Annotated in this window: 1 protein-coding gene; it reads right to left on the bottom strand. The window is 43.3% G+C overall.

The features are described 5' to 3' along the window. Positions 1-320 (bottom strand): reverse transcriptase domain-containing protein (locus H4J63_RS19910; protein WP_259365864.1); only part of this gene is annotated, 320 nt, incomplete at its 3' end. Between the last annotated feature and the right edge of the window lie 8 nt (positions 321-328).

The following is a 328-nucleotide window of genomic DNA, read 5'->3' as shown; positions in this document are numbered from 1 at the left end:
TGTTCGCCTATCATTACCCCGCTTTTTAAGAACTGATTAATCAGCTTTAAAATACTACTGTCCGTCACTTTGCGTCTAACACTGCTAATTATCAAAGCATGATCAAGCAGGTCAAAACACTTCGACAAATCCATGTCTACGACCCAGTCGCGATGGTATTTACGGATAAATACACTCGCTTTACTGATAGCGTCATGACAGCTTCGTTTCGGCCTGTACCCATAACTCGATGGGTGAAAGTCGATGTCGAATATCGGTTGGAGTATGTTCAATAGTGTTTGTTGCACTATTCGGTCTCGAACTGCGGGGATACCTAGCATTCTGACAC

Origin of the sequence: Pseudoalteromonas sp. 5Ae-yellow (genome assembly GCF_014077565.1) — a bacterium.
In the GTDB taxonomy this organism is placed as follows: Bacteria; Pseudomonadota; Gammaproteobacteria; order Enterobacterales; family Alteromonadaceae; genus Pseudoalteromonas.
The sequence above is the reverse complement of the archived record's forward strand: the minus strand, read 5'-3'. Positions and strand labels throughout refer to the sequence as shown.